Raw genomic sequence first — 15,008 nt, 5'->3', positions numbered from 1 at the left:
ATGTTTTCCTCAAAGAGGTCAGAAAAGCTTAACGACTGATCGGCTGATGCAGTACAACGGTAGTATCAAGCCTTTGAATGCCGTTAAATGATTCAATTTCATTACAAAGATGATGAATAGACTGCAGGTCGGGCGCTTCAATTAGAGCAATAATATCAAAGTTGCCACCAACAACGCTCGTTAAGCGAACCTCAGGGATTTCTTTAAGTGCATTCGTTACATCATTCTTCTTACCCTTTTCACAAGAGATCAGTAGATAACTAGCGGCTTTTCGCCCTTCATTTTCTACACGAATCTGTGCGGTATAGCCTTTGATAATACCGGTCTTTTCTAAACGATTAATTCTTTCTGCTACTGCTGTTCGAGACAAACCAATGTTTCGGGATAGATTCGCAATCGACTCTCGCCCATTCGACAAAAGACTTGAAAGTATTTTTCGATCTAATTTATCTAAACCTTGTAAAGTCATGTTTGAAATCATGTGTTCTGCCTATTTTGTTTTTATATTGTTATTAAATCGACTCAGGGAGCGTAAAGTTATACAGCTCAGCAAGAGTGAATGGGTTTTTCTGTGTCAACGGAGTGATGCGTAAGCTCAAGTCCCTCCCTGACACTTTTATGTCACTGACAAAGCTGCCGTTATGAGTGTTTGTCAAGGTCGAGTCACCTAGCAATCTGTATATCGCCCATTGACCACTCTTATTTAAAACGTGCTGTCTGCCTTCATCGGTTACATCCTGGAGTGTGATACTAATATTGAAGTCACCATTTTGCGGTGGCCATGCCATTTCACGAATGCGGCTTGGACCGTGGTAGTAACTTACATTGGTATCTGCAATTTTTAAGCTCGCTCTAATCGCACTAGAATCAAGATCGAGTACTCTTGCACTAAACGGAATATGAACGCGGTTAGTGCTTTTATTAATTAATGTGTCTCGAATAACGTTATAGTTACGCAGTTGCACTAACAGAGCCGGAGAGATTGGCATCGTCTCGCCATCCACCTGTTTTGGCGTCCACAAATTGGTATCGTAGAACGGTGCAAAATTTTTCTGAATAAATGTGTCTAACAAGCCACCTGAAGCAAACAGTAATTCAAAATCTTCAATTGAGATTTCCTCGGTCGCTGTTAGATCAAATGGGTATCGTCCTAGCCCTATCTCTTTAAACTTGGTGTAAATCTCGCTGTACCATTGGGTTTGAATGCCTTTAGCGGACTCTTTAATCATGACTGACCAGCTTTGTTGAACCACATCTAACAACCAGCTACGAACGGGTTCCGGTGATTTTTGGGCAATCTGTTTAAGTTTGATTAATGGGTCAGCTTCACTGCTGTTCATTCGATGCTGAGCTGCCGCTAGCGCCGCCATTTGCGGGTCAGGTGCATCAGCGATGTCTTTCATATACGTGCGAACACGGCTTAGCGCAGTTACGGTCTCATCCCAAGGAGTAGGGGAGTTTGGTGTTTCACTGACCTGAAGTTGGTTTAATAAGTGAAAAGCTTGTTCAACACGTTTCATTAACAAGTAATCAGGCTTAACTACTTCCTCTACTGCGTCTGATGCGGAGTCTGCCGCTGCCACGAGTTTCGGGTCTAGCTTTGAAATCAGAGCATTTTTTTCACCAACGGGTGAAAATTGTGTGTTGGCATAGACCTGCTTCAGTACGGTTGTCATTGGTGAAGAAGGACCCGAGATTAAGTCTATCGCGTTCGTTAGATCGCCGACATTGTCATAGTTTTGGACTTTTAGTTCACTCAGCGCATTGCGCCAATTACTGATGTAGTCGTCAGTATATTTTTTACGTACTTCCTCTTTGAAGGCTTCTTGTTCTTCACTAGTAGGAATAACGTGTTGTGACAGACCTAAAACCCAGTTGTCACTGATGACTTGTTGTGACATTAGGTCCACGCGTGGTCGATAAAAAGTACTAAAACCAGTGGAGGTATAGATCTTATCTACGATCAAGCGTTCACTATCGATTGGTGTGTTGAATACATTGCTAAACTCAAAACCCACAGCTCGTTGCAGATCTAGGGTTCCTAAATCAATCGAATTTGCTTCGTTTAAAATGCCTGCATAAACGAGATCAACATTCGAATTTGCTAGCAATGAGCGACGTGTTGCGCGAACAAGATCCATATTGATATCAATTGGATCAAACTGTGTGCGAAAGTAAGCGTCCAAATAGCGCATCGCCTGATTGACGACGTCACTTTGGTTGCTCAAATCGTTCATCATTTGGATAGTTTGATGACGCAAAAAACGGATATCACGCTTTGTTGGATCGTTTAGCATTAGATACCCCTTCAATAGAGGTAAAGCGCGTGTAAAAGTGTTTTGATTTTGTGTCAGTTGTAGACGGTAACCTTTCTCAATGAGAGGTATCAACTGTTGAGCAACGTCCTTAAGTAATGCTTCGTAAGCGATGCGAGTGCTTTGATCCAAACGGCTAATGTTGAGTGGTAATATCTCTTCATCCAAAGCCTTAGAACCTTTAAGCCACGCCCCATAAGAAGGCTCTATTGCTTTCGTCGCCTTCGCTAAAAGCTCATCGAATCTTGCATCTTGCTCCACTTGTGATTTGTCATCGATACTCAAGAGTTGATTCATCACATGTAAGTTACTGTCTAATGTCGTGAAAAAGAAGTAACTGCCCCCAGTAAGCAGGATAATAGAGCCGAGTATTGCCAAACGGCTTTGTCTCTGAATTAGACGAAGATACGTCTTGTTTTCGCCCGCAAAGTCGCTTTCCGGCAATATTTGTGAATCAATCAGAAAGCGAGAGAAATAAGGCGTTTCTGTTAACTGAGTATGCTCTGACGCGATAATAGGTAAGTTGAAGTAATTACTACAACTTTTTGCAAGTAAATTGTACTTGCGACCGCCTTGCAGACTCGAACTAAAGAAAATCTCACGGATGTCTAGTGAATAGACACCGTTGTTAACATCACATAGACGCTCAAGCACATAGCTGACCTCAGACTGACATAGCTCAAACTGCTTAGGGAAAGCGAGTATTGCTTGTTTCTCATCAATGTCCGTTGAATTAGCGGATGCATCTAGCGCATTACTTTCAAGCACTCTCACTAGATTTCGATAGCTATCGCGGTAGTACTCTGCAAATACACCTTTGGCTTCTTTTAGTGGGATAGAGAGGAACTCAACACGTGTCTTGAGAGAGCTAAAGTGCATGTATTCTTTAAAGCCATCTAACTTGTCTAGCTTTGACATAATCAAATAGATTGGCAATGCTGAAGACGTTTTAGAGTTGATGGTACTCAAGCGCGCCAATAACGACGAAATGGTGTACTCTTTTTGCTCTGGCTCAGAGACGATCATGAACTCGAAATCGGTGAAGAATAGACACCCAGAAAATGGCTTTCGAGGTCGATGATGAATAACTTCTTCAATGAACGTATTCCATAAAGAAGCATCACTGCTTGATACTTCCTGGAACACTAAGCGTTGGTCTGGTTTGATGTATACAGCGCTGTCAGATTCGTACCATTCAAAAAAGTCATTCTTAGCGGTTCTAGTGCGATCCATCGGTTTGATTGCACTAGAATTAAATAAAAATTGACGTCGCCCTGACCCTTTATTACCAAGCATCAGGTAAATTGGTTTCTTGCCTGAGTTAGCAAGAAGAGGCTGGATAACCATAGAAAGTGCTTCTTCCTCGGTTTCCAAATGTTGAGCTTTAGCGTTGTTCTTTTTCTTCAACCATAATGTGAATTGAAAAGTGACGTAAACAATGGCGATAGCACCAAGGGTCAGCCAAAGATAAAGTTGATCGATTTCGTCAAGAAAAAGCAGATAAATAGTGGTGATAATTACAGCCACTAAAAACATCAATATAGTAGAAATCACCACTGGATTTCTAAACAGTTTTTGTTTGAACATAAGCCTAAAACTTCTTTAATTGTATTGTTATTTATTGTCAGTTTTTTCAGCTTGTAGCTGACTCAATTTATATAGGTAGATGTTCAGTAAAAGGGTTGCGCGGTCAATTTCCTTTTGCTGTGAATACTTTTCAGCGTATTCAATACGACCTAAAAGCGGGAATAACGAGTTACTGTATTCGTACGCCTTTTCAGAGTTCTTATCTACATTCTGTCTAGCTACGTTGGCAAACACCGTTCTTGCGTCTGAGAATCGCTTATAAACATCCATAAACTGGTCTTCTAAATGGGCGCTCTGTGTCAAAAAGTTCTGACGTAGTTGCTGTGCAGAAGACGAATCCGGATAGATCGCGATTAATTCATTGGTCAAGCTATCGAGCTCGCTGACGTTACTTACTTTTGCCGAGTCTAAAAACCAGTTATTCATCATAATATCGACACGATTAATCGCCTGCGTTTTCAATGACTGAGCATATTTTTTATTTTCGTAATCTAACGAGGCGACCAAATTTACAAGTTCATTAAGTGAAGCTTGATTAATTTTTTGTTCCAATGTTCGATAACGTTGTTGCTCGTACATGAAATGTGAACATATCGCAGTAACAATCAAACCAATAACGAAGTAGATCATAAATCGACCAGACTTTGCCGGTGATGCTTTCTCTTGGCTATTTAGGTTGGGTGATGACACCGGTGCCGGAGACGGAGACACATTCACTTTAATTTCAGGTGCCTTCTGCGTTGCTGCAGGAGCGCTAGTGTTGGCTTGTTTTTTCTCGCGTAACTCAGCCGCAATTTGTTGTTCTTTTATCTGCTCAATCCATTGATTCAAAATACGGCGAATGCGACCTAATGACGGCGCTTCAATACCGTAATGAAGACGAAGCTCTTCCTCAATCCTCAAGCATAATTGATGTGCTGCCTCTATCAATGGAAGCTCTTCTGGTAACGCCCGATGCTTATTAATTCGTTTTTCAGTATGCTCTACCATCCATTCAATAGCGCTCATTCGTGCCTTTGACTTTGAATGCTCTGGATACGCGTTGAACCAATATACGACACACACATCAAGTATTGAGTTTAACCCTTCAACAAGGCCTCTTAAGCCGTCGTTATAGGTTGACGCAACGGTAAAGTAACAGCAACAACGTAGGTCTTTCGCTTGGGTACTCAAGATCTTTTTTGAGAGTGTTTGAACCGTTTTCCACGAGACTCTTCCTGTGACTTTATTCAGGTTGTTTATTTGACGTTTAATTTCGTCAAAATCCTCAGAACCATTAGGATTAGAGCCGCTTGGGTTATTTTCATCGATTGGTCTTCGAGCGAAGTCGGTAAAAAACATAAGGAAAGTTCCAACTGATCATATAGAAGTATTAAGTTATATAGGATTTCACTACTGTTATATTAAATTATAAGCAGTGCACATCTGCCGCAATTCTATAGACAAAATAAGCGGATTAGATAATAAAAATTCATTAAAAGAAATTAAATTACTTTTAGTGTGATCTTTGTTCATAATATTAATATCAATAGTTAAGTCTATTTATAAGAAGAAACTTATATATGAAGATAAGAACGTTGATTAAAAAGTAACTAAATTGTTATCGGAGATTACGTTTTGTTCAATTAGCAATCAAATTCTGTTACTTCTATTTAAATAGAAAGATTTACTGTCTCGTCACTTAATCTGTAGTCGGTTCTTTAGTTTTTGTTTGTAGGTAAAACAACCAACCTGATAGTTGAAATGTATTAAATTATAGGTGTTTTTTTAGGCTTATTGAAAAAGAGAATATAATTGATATCTTTCGCCTCTAAGTAGAATATCGGTTTTCCTAGAGGGACGAAATGCTAAAACCAAGTCAAATTGGGCTGATTTCAGCCATGTGTCTATTTTCTTCTGTTGCAATGGCAAAAGGGGAGCGATATGGACTCTCTACCAGTATGTTGACTATCGATAGCATTAAATACGATGAAGGTAAAAGTGGTGAGCAGGATACGCTTAGGTTCGGCTTGGTTCATACTCGTCCTATTGATGAAAACAATAACCGTTGGCGTTGGTGGTTAGGGCTAAACTATCTAGCAGAAGATATTGAAGCGCCAGCAAACGGCTTATATCAAGAAGCGACGAACTATGAACTTCGTGTTGTTCCTCAATATGCGTTGACTTCTTGGAGTGTTTTCACGCCATACGTTGGTGCGGGCTTGTCTGTCGGTTACTCGCAATATTCTAATCGCTGGCAAGTAGACCAAGAGGGCTATCGTTATGAGAGTGTTGAAGACATCGACCAGTTTGAGTTAGGTGCGGTTGTGACCCTTGGTACTGCTATAAAGTTAGGCAGTAATCCTGACGCCCATATACAAATTATCCCGCAGGCCTCTTATATCCTTCCGGTTGTAAATGATGGAATTGGTGGGCTTGAACTATCAGTTTCTTTGCTCTTTTGAGGTTCGTAAATGTACTCAAATCAGCTAGTTTTATTTATCTCAAAGTGTCCAGAGGAATACACCGGTGCAAAGCATATTGAAATGCCTGAAAGCGGTGGTTCGATAGGTCGTTCCCCAAGCTGTAGCGTGTCTTTAGCCGATCACAACCGCTTTATCTCGGGCACTCATTGTTTGCTCAGCGTGTATGGAGATACCTACTATATAAGTGACGTATCAACTAACGGCACAATGGTAAATGGGAATAAAATACTAAAAAATCAACCCGTTGCGATAGTTGATGGCGACATCATTTCTTTAGGGCAATATGAGATTGGTGTTTCTCTTGAGCACGTTACCTCAACACTAGACATCGCCGCTGATATTGCTCCTGAGCGAGTATCTAGCGATCCTCTGGTTAGTCTAGGAGATGCTGTTGTCGAAGAGGAAGAAAAAGTCGGTGCCTTAGAAGATTTGTTTATGGAGACTAAACAGGATGACATTGATTGTCATGATCCTGTTGCTCACCTTAACTTTTCGATGCAGCGAGATGACGATTACTTAATTCGTGATAATGAGCGTACAGAATCTGAACAACCTAGAACCGTGGAAAGCACGCGTCAGGTGGTCGATGACAGTTTCAGTATATATTCCGAATTTGATCAACCAAGCCTAATCCCTGAAGACTGGATGGCTGCGGAAACCAAGAGTAACGCATCAGTCAATGACGCATTAGCGCCAGAAAGCGGTAAGCCACATAGAGCCGATATTGCCTCAGCTGAGGTGATGCAACCTGGCACGGTAGCCCCAGATAGCGCGATTCAAAGACAACATCGTACGCCTAATGTAACTGAGATGGTCATAGAGCAGGCTAATACAGGGTCAAAATGGGAAGAGATGACCCAATCTTTTACGCCTTCTCCTAACACTAATCAGCAACTTCAAATACCTACGGCAGAGCATGCGATAAACACTACGACGAAAGCACAAGTCGATGCTGATGCGGCCGTTTGCTCTCAAGATATAGCGCAAGCGTTTTTTGATGGTTTGGGTATTCGAAATCCAGAGTTGATGACAAACGAGGCGCAGTTATTCAAGCAAATGGGCACTTGCTTGCGTTTATGTATTGATAACCTACAGAAAGAGTTGCACGAAGTGGAATCGTTAAAAGATGAGCAGAGTGCGAGTGAGGCTAACTCGAACATCGCAGAGCTAATGCTCACTTTGAATAGTCAGCAATTACTGGCTCCAAATGAACTGGTTGAACAAATGCTCGATGAGTTGAACGACCACCAAGTTATGTTTAACAAAGCACTGAATGAGCTCGTTTTAGAACAGTCTGAAACGAACGATCCCGTAGCATTTGCTAACAGGGTCGCTAGCCAGTCTTTGTTCTCAACTAAGTCAAAGCTGTGGGCCGAATACCTAGATTTCTACACTAATAATCGTCGCCTGCTTAATGAAACATCCTTAAAAGGGCTGATTAAGAAAAACTATAACAAAGTGATTAAGGGAAACCATGCGTAGTATCGCCGTATTACTCGGATTTGCCATGTTGTCCGGTTGTTCCATGTGGGATCAATTTAAAGAGTCCACTGGTATCACACCAGAAACTTCGTCGATTGAATTGGTTATTGAGGCATCACCTGTACTCAATGTGAGAAATGGGGGCCAGTCATCTCCAGTTATTCTCCGTCTTCACGAATTAAGTTCGCCAGTATTGTTCCGAAGCTTAGATTTCTTTGCCTTGTTTGAGAGCGATAAAGCGTCGTTGGGTGATGAGTACATCAAACGTTACGAATATCAAATACAGCCAGGTGGAAAAGTTCATGAAATGCTAACGCTAGACCCTGACACTCGTGCCGTCGGTTTTTCAGTGGCTTTTCGTGATATTGATGGTTCGTCTTGGCGAAAAGTGGAAGTTATTGAAGAGAAGAGCGAGTACTACATCAAGCTCAAGTTAGAGGGCAGTGAGTTAATTTCTGATAACACTCGCGGCATTGAACAGGTTTACTTTTAAGGGATAGAAACATGTCTTTATACAATCCAGTTGTTTGGCAAGATGGAATGTTCATGAAGCCGCAGCATTTTCAACAACTCGATCGTTCGCAAAGTAAACTATCGAGCCTACTGAGTGCCAATGCATCGCCTTTGCATTGGGGAATTAAACGTTTAGAAATCAACTCTCAGTTACTAGCACTGGGTAAAATCGGTATTACTCGTGCTGAAGGTATTTTACAAGACCGGACACCATTTGAGCTTCCGTTGCTTGCTGAGCTGCCTGAAGTGAAAGATGTAGATCCTTCGATTGCCGATAAAGTCGTTTATTTGTGCTGTCCGTTACCATCGGAACGCTCTGAGTTATTTGGTACCAAAAAAGACGGTGCGCGCTATACGATGGAATCTCAAGAAGCGGTTGACGCTTGTTATGATTCGGAAGACATGGCAAATATCGTCGTCGGTAAGCTTAACTTTTGCTTAATGTACGATCATGAAGATAAGAGTGCTTACACGTCTATTCCGATCTTAAAGATCTCAGAAGTGAAGCCTGATGGCAGCGTGATCTTAGATGATAGTTTCATTCCTACCTGCATCGATATTCATGCGTCGACAGTACTGAGTAAATTTGCGACCGAGTTTGCTTCTATGTTGAAGCATCGCGCGGAATCGATAGTTCAGCGATTAGGGGTGGTGGATCAACAAGGCGTATCATCGGTTTCTGACTTTATGCTATTGCAAGCGCTCAACCGATACGAACCCTTGTTTTGGCATTTCGCAAGCACAGAAGCTGTGCATCCTGAGTCTTTGTATCGAATTCTTCTTCAGGCAGAGGGTGAGCTTTCGACGCTGTGCTCAACGACACGCCGACCTATTGAGTTTACGAAGTACAATCATGGTGATCTTACTAGCTGTCTTTCTCGCGTCCTAGACAGTGCGAAAATGACATTGAGCGTGATGTCTGAGCAAAGAGCAATTCCACTGACCTTAAAAGATCAGAACTATGGCATCAGAACGGCAGCAATCCCTGACAATAAGATCATTGATACGACAACCTTTATCCTCGCAGTTAAAGCCGACGTGACCTTGGATGTTCTGCATACCCAGTTTGTCAGCCAAACGAAGATCGGTTCTATCGATAACATACGTGACTTGATTAACCTTCAACTGCCTGGGATTGAGATCAAACCAATGCCAGTTGTGCCACGCGCGCTGCCGTATCACGCTGGCTACACCTATTTCGAGCTCGATAAAACGGGCGAAGAGTGGATGGCATTGAAGAACACTGCTGCGATTGCGATTCACGTTGCGGGCGATTTCGCTAACTTATCATTGCAACTTTGGGCCGTTCGTCTATGAGTTACGCAGAAACCGACGTCACCGTAGTCTTATTCCAACCAGAGCCTGGCAAACCAATGGAGGTAATGCCAGCGCCTGACTTGTCGAGAAACATCGCAGTACAAGATCTATCTATCGATAACATGGGTATTAACCCGCTAGTGGACCAGTTCTCATGGTTGATCGCCAGTCTGTCTTGTATGTCTTCGATCCCTTGGCTTGATGACCCGATGCCATTTCGTGAACAAGTGGCACGTGAGATTCGAAAAGGCGAACGAAAACTTAATGAAATGGAGCTCGATCGTGCTTCGGTTCTTGTTATTCGTTACTGCTTGTGTGCGGCGATTGATGAATCTGTTTGTCGACAAGAGTGGGGGGCAAATAGTCACTGGAGCCAGAACAGCTTACTGTCTGAATTCCACAACGAAACATCTGGTGGTGACAAGTTTTTCGTTATTCTCGACCGCTTAAAAGCCGACCCTCGCAAATACCGTCACGTTATAGAGTTTCTCTATTTATTGCTTCAACTTGGTTTCCAAGGCAAGTACGGCCGTGAAGAGCGTGGCAACGAAAAGTTAGCGGAAATTGGCAGCGCCATTTATCGATTAGTGCGAGATGACCGCCTAGCAGAACAAGAAAAAGTTTCTTTAATCAACCTTAAAGCTAAATATCTAAAGAAGCCGTTAAAAAGGGTAATTTCACCCAAGCTGATCTTAAGTCTTAGTGCGATGACGTTTGCGCTTATGTATGCGGCAACCTACATCGTCATAGACTTAAAATTTCAGCAACTGCTTGAAATGTATAGATAACCAGAGATCTAAAATGAGATCTTCTGCCAGTTTTAGGGTTTATTGTGAATATCACTGGTCTTTTAGTGAAATTCACTAGTTATTTAGAGAGATTGCAGTTTGCGATCTCTTTTATCATTCAATCAATAAAATTCAAATGGATTGGTTATGGGCGTAACAGTTGGTGCGAATGGACTTTCGATAGTTCATAAAGGCTCAGGTGGTGAAGCGAATGCAACGCTCCCAGATGTTTGTTTAACTAAGGTCGGCAAGCCAGTCGTCCCTATCCCTTATGGCAACAATGCTAAATCAGCAGACCTTGCTGGTGGGACTACGACAGTCTCTATGGATGGCGGTAACAGTGTCGCTATCAAGGGCAGTACGTTCTCAAAAAGTACCGGCGATGCGGGCGGTGACAGAAAAGGCGTTTCCTCTGGCACGATAGAAGCTGAAGCAAAATTCATTTCAGCCTCACCAACGGTTAAATTTGAAGGTAAGGGCGTATGTCGCCTGTCCGATCAAATGACCATGAACAAAGCTAACACTATGTGTTTGGGTGGCGCACAAAACCCATCGGTTTCTGTGACTGAAGAGCAGGAAGGGACGTATACGCTGGATATAGAATGCAAATATCCAAATGGGCTCCCTTACTCTAATGCACAATTTTCTTTAGTCGAACCTTCAGGTGCTGTCATTGGGAGTGGAGTGCTGGACTCTAGCGGAAAAGTATCTGTTAATGGTCTCGCTCTAAAAGAATGCAGGTTAGTGCTCAGCGAAACTCAAGACTCTTACACCCCGAACCAATCTTTAGCTGAAAATATTGTTACGGAAACTTACCCTGATCCGAATGATTTTTGTACGTTTGTCGCAGGTCGCCGCTCGCCATTTTGGGAAGATCGTGTTGGGGTTGCTAATGACTGGGGGATATTGATGTCCCCATCCTTCAGTGATGATGACTTTAAAGATATTGTGTTAGAGCAAAGCCGTATATCGTCTCCTTATGCGATTAGTCAAAATCACTCTAAAGATTTTTCTGATGCTTATGTTTCGGCACTTTATCACATCCAAACTGATACTACTGCGCTAGAGAAATATGAACCTTTAGTTGAACTGCTCTTGGAGCAAGTGCACGAAAATGGCGATATATTGAGAGTCTTATATCAAGCTGATGTGTTTGAGCCTCCCTATGAATTATTAGCGAAGCTTCGCTTTTTAGGGACTGGGAATACTGTGAAGTATTTGCAGTTTGTTTTATGGACGTTGATAAACAATCAAATCTGTTCATACATCGATGAGCTAAACAGTGAAATCATCGGTCGTTTAGATTTCATACAAAGCCAAGCTTCTGCAAGATCGTTGAGTTCTGTTGAAGAGGGTATAAACGGTTATAAAAAAGCACTTAACCACTTCAAACAAGCACTTCCTGACGTCATTAGCCAAATTTTCGAAACCAAAAATGACACCCTAATTTCTATATCGGCAATGGCCCTTGGGAGTACCGTTAACATAGCGAGCCAATCTAGCTTTGCTACTAATTTAGGTAGGGTTAATGCGGTGGTGTACACGAAGTCAAACAACTTGAACCGCCCATCATTTGTCACTTTTGACGATAACTTTTCTGACTAGGACATTTAAATCATGGATGCAGTTTTTCCGATAGCGCAACGAGAAGGTGACGCTTACTACACGCTCAGTGATTTTACAAAATTGTTTGATCAAGCTAAGAGCGGTCGTTATTTAATAGGACAAGGGTACGGTTGGCATAGTGGCGTTCATTTAACATCAAAAATGTTACCGTGGGGGAAAGGGCTCAGACCTATTCAAGCGATGCTTGATGGAAAAATAGTGGCATTTCGCATAAATCCTGATTACCTAACATCAACGTACCAAGAGCAAGAGTTTAAGTATAGTAATAACTTTGTGCTTATCGAGCATGAGGCTGTAAACCCCGAAGATAGTGAAGATGTATTTAAATTCTATACACTTTATATGCACCTTGCGCCACCTTCAGATATTGGCGCCAATTCATCTATAACCACGCGTTACCGTTTACAAGAAGCGAGAAATGTACGCACTTTCAAACATAGTGATGTGCCTACTAATTCTGGTGAAAAAAAACAGTCGATGTCTAAAGGCACATTACTTGAATACCTGTATGCAGAAGAGAAGGAGACCCATCCATACCAGATCGACAAAAATACCTACAAAATGATAAAGTGCCGTGTGGTAGAGAATGGTAAATCGGCAAGTGGTAGCGAAAAAGCACTGTTAAACAAGATTGTTTGGTTTGCTTCGGGTCTCAATAGTGACTTTGACATTTTAGAAGATTCCTCTGCTGTCCTATCAGAACCAGTTTCAGAACCTAAATGGATGTCGGACAAGGCGGCAATGATTAGGGACGGTAGTGTGGTTTCTTTACTCCCACTCCTATTTAGAGAGGGGATAAAGGTTTCAGCTGGGGAAGATATCGGTTACATGGGACTGCATGAGTACAGTAACGATGCAATTGGAACTAAGAAAGAAGATAATCGTGTGCATATCGAGATGTTCTCTTTTGAGGAGCCGCCCGAATTTTTCAAAAAACAGATTTCTCCCAAAAATGCGGAAGAAAATCCACTTGTTGTTCTCGATGGGGCCGATAGTAGCGGTGCCGTTGATATGAGTAATTCGTTTATTCAGCAATTACTTGAATCTGTGACAGAAGATCAAGTAACGGACTTCTCCTCGTTCACTGCTCGCGATGCCAAAGTATACTTAGACGGTAAGCGTAAACACTTTGAGCGATTTATTGTGAAACATCCTACAGATTGGCATACAGCGTCGTCACAAAGTCTTTATGAATCAATCCATCAGACCGCAAAGGAAGCTCTAGATATTAAGTGCTCCGCTGGTTTTGTGACTATAGAGGACTACCGTAACTCCCCATGGCGCGATCAAGTGATGGATAGCTTTGATCTTTTCTCGCAATTCGAACTGGAAAGAGCAGATAAGTTCTCATGGATGCAAGATTTACAAGGTGATTTGCAACTAAGCGATGATAAGAGCCTTTGGCATTATTGGCCTTTTGTAGGAAATCACACCCAAAGTAAATGTTTCTGTAATCGTGATATTTCCAAGAGTTTTTTACTTGAAGTCTTAGGTGGAAAAGAAACTATTTTTGAGAACTCTCATTATGACAGTATGAGAAATGTTTCTTTAGATGAGTTATTAAATAGCTTGAATGACATGTTTAGGACGTATGAAATCGATGATTGTTTGAATAAAATCCACTTTCTGTCTCAAGCATTTCAAGAAAGTGATTTTTTCAAAACGACGGAAGAGTACTATTATAACGGGAAATATCCAGAGAAATGGAATAAGTACAGAGGTGGTGCATTCTATCATGGACGTGGTTTATTACAGATAACACATATAGAAAACTATGCTAAATACTTTGGTGTGAATACTAAAGATCTTACAAAAGAAATGATAGAAAGCGTTGCTAAAGATTTACACACGGCAGTAGATTCTTCAGGGTGGTTTTGGGTAAAAGGTAGTGCTTGGGGAGATATTCGTCCATTCGCTACCAAGAATGATCTATTTCGTGTAACGATCTCAGTAAATGGTGGTTACAATCATTTGTTAGAGAGAAAAAATAACTTATTAAAACTTTCAAAGTTGATTAATTGTAATTCAATATCCGATAACTATGACTTTAGTAAGTTTTATCTTAAGGATAGTTCAATGATCAATAAAAATTACTATAAAAGAAGTAAGAGTGTACATCACAAGCTGGAGTTAATGATAAATGAATAAAATGATTACATTTAGTTTAATCTTTTTATCAACATATTCTTTTGCGGAAAGCAGTATTACGCAAGAGCAAAAATTCACAGAGGCTGAGGGGCCTTTTTGTCAATATTCTCTAAAAGCAAATGGAACTTCATATGATTTTAGCTTTTTTGACTCATGTGGCACAAGCGATTTAATTAAATTGAATGAAGATCTTTATTTGGTTGACTTGACTAATGGTAATATAAATAGCGAAGCATACTTTATTTTTGACACAGAAAAAAAAGAAGTTCCAAAAGAGATTGGTAGTTTGAACCTTAGTTATGACATTTACGATTATGGTTTTGATATTATCGATCATACATTATTGGACAGAGATAATGGTAAAATAATAAAAAACGCTAATAATAATTATACTGGCGTGTTGTCTTACATTTTCCAGAGAGATAATTTTAATATGAATATACCTAAAGATAGGATTTTGTATTGGAATAGAAATGGAGAAGAGAATTATTGTTCTTCTACAATAGTTTTTTCTGCTAATTATGACGAACATAGGCGAGATGTTTGCTGGAATAGTTTTTCATCAAGATATGAATATGTTGAGATTATTGAAGGTAGAGTAAGTTTAAGGATAAAGGGAGAGTTTGATGGAAGGCAGTTTAAGTTTGATAATAATGGTGAAGAACTGACGATTAATCCATATAATGGAAAGTATAGTACTAACAAAACCAACGAAAAATTCCCTGATGAAGACTATTTTAATATAAAGTGAATATATTGTTTTTATT

Annotated in this window: 10 protein-coding genes and 1 pseudogene; 8 read left to right on the top strand and 3 right to left on the bottom strand. The window is 40.9% G+C overall.

Annotated features, from left to right (window positions below; genetic code table 11):
- Positions 1-28: 28 nt before the first annotated feature.
- Genes R7E42_RS02430 through R7E42_RS02420 form a run of 3 tightly spaced genes read right to left on the bottom strand, consistent with a single transcriptional unit; the run spans position 29 to position 5,243 of the window.
- On the bottom strand, positions 29-481 hold the full coding sequence (locus R7E42_RS02430) for an Lrp/AsnC family transcriptional regulator (RefSeq protein WP_005373369.1): 453 nt from the start codon (positions 479-481) through the stop codon (positions 29-31).
- Between the two features lie 31 nt (positions 482-512).
- A complete protein-coding gene (tssM, locus tag R7E42_RS02425; protein ID WP_213874285.1) occupies positions 513-3,902 on the bottom strand; it encodes a type VI secretion system membrane subunit TssM in 3,390 nt (1,129 codons plus the stop codon).
- A 27-nt stretch (positions 3,903-3,929) separates the two neighbouring features.
- Entirely contained in the window at positions 3,930-5,243 is a 1,314-nt protein-coding gene (locus R7E42_RS02420; protein ID WP_005386112.1) for a type VI secretion system ImpA family N-terminal domain-containing protein, read from the bottom strand.
- Between the two features lie 503 nt (positions 5,244-5,746).
- Between R7E42_RS02420 and R7E42_RS02415 the strand changes: the two genes are divergently transcribed.
- The 8 genes and pseudogenes from R7E42_RS02415 (at position 5,747) to R7E42_RS02380 (ending at position 14,992) form a co-directional block, all read left to right on the top strand.
- Positions 5,747-6,346: a hypothetical protein gene (locus R7E42_RS02415; RefSeq protein ID WP_017633753.1), complete on the top strand. Its 600-nt coding sequence runs from the start codon at positions 5,747-5,749 to the stop codon at positions 6,344-6,346.
- 9 nt (positions 6,347-6,355) lie between these two features.
- Positions 6,356-7,849: a type VI secretion system-associated FHA domain protein gene (locus R7E42_RS02410; protein ID WP_318072308.1), complete on the top strand. Its 1,494-nt coding sequence runs from the start codon at positions 6,356-6,358 to the stop codon at positions 7,847-7,849.
- A complete protein-coding gene (gene tssJ / locus R7E42_RS02405; RefSeq protein WP_005386118.1) occupies positions 7,842-8,342 on the top strand; it encodes a type VI secretion system lipoprotein TssJ in 501 nt (166 codons plus the stop codon). Before R7E42_RS02410 ends, tssJ begins: the two co-directional genes overlap by 8 nt.
- An 11-nt stretch (positions 8,343-8,353) precedes the next feature.
- Positions 8,354-9,679, top strand: coding sequence for a type VI secretion system baseplate subunit TssK (tssK, locus tag R7E42_RS02400; RefSeq protein ID WP_005373357.1), 1,326 nt, complete (start codon positions 8,354-8,356; stop codon positions 9,677-9,679).
- Entirely contained in the window at positions 9,676-10,467 is a 792-nt protein-coding gene (icmH, locus tag R7E42_RS02395; RefSeq protein WP_318072307.1) for a type IVB secretion system protein IcmH/DotU, read from the top strand. Before tssK ends, icmH begins: the two co-directional genes overlap by 4 nt.
- Positions 10,468-10,614: 147 nt before the next feature.
- Positions 10,615-11,062, top strand: a pseudogene (locus R7E42_RS25925) (DUF4150 domain-containing protein); the annotation flags it as partial.
- Positions 11,063-12,084: 1,022 nt separating this feature from the next.
- Positions 12,085-14,241: a hypothetical protein gene (locus R7E42_RS02385; protein WP_318072306.1), complete on the top strand. Its 2,157-nt coding sequence runs from the start codon at positions 12,085-12,087 to the stop codon at positions 14,239-14,241.
- The gene (locus R7E42_RS02380; protein WP_318072305.1) at positions 14,234-14,992 is read left to right on the top strand and encodes a hypothetical protein; all 759 of its coding nucleotides are present in this window, start codon (positions 14,234-14,236) and stop codon (positions 14,990-14,992) included. Before R7E42_RS02385 ends, R7E42_RS02380 begins: the two co-directional genes overlap by 8 nt.
- Positions 14,993-15,008 lie beyond the last annotated feature (16 nt).

Origin of the sequence: Vibrio sp. Vb1337, assembly GCF_033338715.1 — a bacterium.
Classification (GTDB): Bacteria; Pseudomonadota; Gammaproteobacteria; order Enterobacterales; family Vibrionaceae; genus Vibrio; species Vibrio alginolyticus.
Note: the sequence above shows the minus strand (reverse complement) of the source record. Positions and strands in the feature narration are given on the sequence as shown.